Annotated in this window: 2 protein-coding genes and 1 pseudogene; 1 reads left to right on the top strand and 2 read right to left on the bottom strand. The window is 72.3% G+C overall.

Annotation, left to right across the window (positions count from 1 at the left end; all coding sequences use genetic code 11):
- Positions 1-553 (top strand): annotated as a pseudogene (locus K6I34_RS35575) (hypothetical protein); the annotation flags it as partial.
- A 15-nt stretch (positions 554-568) separates the two neighbouring features.
- Here the strand turns inward: K6I34_RS35575 and K6I34_RS35570 are convergent.
- Together K6I34_RS35570 and K6I34_RS35565 are read right to left on the bottom strand one after the other, a co-directional pair.
- On the bottom strand, positions 569-1,534 hold the full coding sequence (locus K6I34_RS35570; protein WP_229332166.1) for an NAD(P)H-binding protein: 966 nt from the start codon (positions 1,532-1,534) through the stop codon (positions 569-571).
- A gap of 55 nt (positions 1,535-1,589) precedes the next feature.
- Positions 1,590-2,468, bottom strand: coding sequence for a phosphatidylserine/phosphatidylglycerophosphate/cardiolipin synthase family protein (locus tag K6I34_RS35565; RefSeq protein WP_229332165.1), 879 nt, complete (start codon positions 2,466-2,468; stop codon positions 1,590-1,592).
- Between the last annotated feature and the right edge of the window lie 2 nt (positions 2,469-2,470).

The following is a 2,470-nucleotide window of genomic DNA, read 5'->3' as shown; positions in this document are numbered from 1 at the left end:
GTACCTGCTCAGCATGACCACGAACGGGAGGGGGCCCGGGTGGATCCGCGAGGCCCCGGCCGACGCATGCCTGCGCCTCCTGGACTCGCCGCTGCCGCAGTTGCGCCGCGCCGTCGCGGCGACGGCCGGCCCGTCGTACCCGGCTGTCGCCGAGCGCGCGCGCTCGCACGACGACGCGGAGGTGCGCAGACTCGCGCGCCCGGGTGCCGCGGCGGCCCGTTCGCTGGCGTTCGGGCCGCCGGTGCTGGACCTCGTCCGTATGGAACGCCGGGCCTGCGCCGAACTGGCGTACTCCGAGGACCCGCTGGAACGGGCGTACGTCGCCGGAGCCCCCGGCCTGCCCGTGGACCTCGTCGAGCGGCTCGCCGGTGACGCGCACAGCACCGTCCGTGTGTCGGCGGCCGTCAACCCGCGCCTCCCGGTGCACTGCCTGCCCGCGCTGCTGGCCGACCCCTCCGACTACGTCGCGGAGGCCGCCGGCGCCTCGCCCGTCCTGCCGGTGCCGTGGATGCACGAACTGCTGGACCGGCACGGCGTGCCGGGCGGCGCGTAACACCTCGCGTAACGCCTAGGGACGGAGCTCAAGCGTCTCCCCGACGAAGGCGTCGAACCCGAGCGGGGGCCGCCCGAGCAGGTCGGCGACGTCGTTCGTGGCCCGGTCGTAGCGGTTCTCGTGGTGCAGCCGGGCCATCGTCGCGATGTGCTCGAACACGTGGGGAGGAAGGTCCAGCTTCCTCAGGTCTTCCTCCAGCCACTCCTCGTACGGCACGTCCACATAGGTGACGGGGCGTCCCAGGGCCGCCGAGAACTCGGCCGCGATCGCCGTCATGTCCCGGGAGCGCGCCCCAGTCAGTTCGTACACCCGGCCGGTGGGCGGGGCCGGGGCGAGCAGGAGGCGGGTGACGACGTCCGCGACGTCGCGCGCGGAGACCGGGGAGGTCCGGGCGGAGCCGAACGGCAGGCGGAGCGTGCCGTCCCGCAGGATCGAGGCGACGGCGATCCGGCCGAAGAGCGGGTTCTCCATGAAGACGGTGGGCCGGACGTGGACGACCGGCACCCCCGACCAGTCGAGGACCTGTTCGGCGAGCCAGTGCAGGCGCTGCTGGCGGGACTCGGCGGCGCCGGCGAGGTCCATCTGGGAGACCGTCATCTGCGAGATGTTCACCAGCAGGTCGAGGGCGCAGCTCTCGCGGGCCGCCGCGGCGAACGTCGTGGTGGCCTCCAGGTACGCGGGCGAGACGCTCATCCCGAAGTAGGCCCGGCGGCAGCCCTCCAGCGCGTGCGCGACGTCGGCGCCGCGGGCGAGGTCGCCGACCACCACCTCCACGCCCTCCAGGGCCCGCAGGGCCGCGGCCCGTTCGTCGTCGTGGTGCACCAGGGCCCGGACCGGCACTCCCTCGGCGCGCAGCCGGTCGACGACGGTTCTGCCGACTCCCCCGACGCCACCACCGGCGCCGGTCACGAGGACGGTTGCTCGGGCCTTCACACTGATCGCCTCCTGCCTGCGGACGGGCACACCGGGTTCACTCCCCACCGCGGGCTCCCGTACACGCGGGCTCACCCTCCGGCCGGAGGGTGAGCCGGAGGGCTCAGTACGGCGTTCCGTCGGCGAGGTCGGTCCGTACGGTGGACTCGATGCCGTCGAGGACGCCGGTGTCCTGGAGGATCAGGCCGAGCTCGCGGTTGTTGTTGAGCGAGTTGTCGGAGAAGTTCTCGGACCCGGCGAAGACCTTGGCGGTGGGGGTGCCGTAGTCGGCGACGATCGCCTTGGCGTGGATGTAGCGGCCCTCGGTGGAGGAGAAGGTCACCACCGTGCCACCGGCCTGCTTGACCTGGTCGAAGTAGCCGCCGTACTTGTCGGGGTTCATGCCGACGACCCGGACGGCGACACCGCGCTCCTCGGCCGCCACCACCGCGTCCACGAGGGTGCTGTCCCCGAACTCCAGCTGCTCCAGGTCCAGCGAGTGCCGGGCACCGTTGATCAGGTCCAGCAGGCGCCGCTCCGAATCGGTGGGCGACCAGACCAGGTTGTCGCCGTCGGAGGGGGTGACGGGCGTCCTGGCGTGGTCCGCGCCGAAGACCTTCTCTATGGCGGCCACGTCGGCGGAGTCGCCGTCGAAGACGCCGTAGTCACGGCTGCTCGCGTAGTACGTGGCGTCCAGGTTCCCGGTGAGGACCAGTGACGTGGCGCCGTCCACGGTGACGGTCTTCTGGTGGGTGTAGACGAAGTCGGACGAGGAGTACACCACGTCGACGCCGGCGGCCCGGAGCGCGTTGTAGGCGGCTCCGTTGACGCCGGTGTGCTTGGCGTCGAGGACGACGCGGACCTTGACTCCGGCCTTCTGACGGTCCACCAGGGCGTCGACGGCCGCGGTGTCGCGCAGCTCGTACATGGTCACGTCCACCGATGCGGTGGCGGAGCGGATGAAGTCGTGGACCGCGGCGTGGTCCTGGTCGGGGAAGACCAGCA

Origin of the sequence: Streptomyces sp. UNOC14_S4, assembly GCF_020740835.1 — a bacterium.
Taxonomy (GTDB): Bacteria; Actinomycetota; Actinomycetes; order Streptomycetales; family Streptomycetaceae; genus Streptomyces.
Note: the sequence above shows the minus strand (reverse complement) of the source record. Positions and strands in the feature narration are given on the sequence as shown.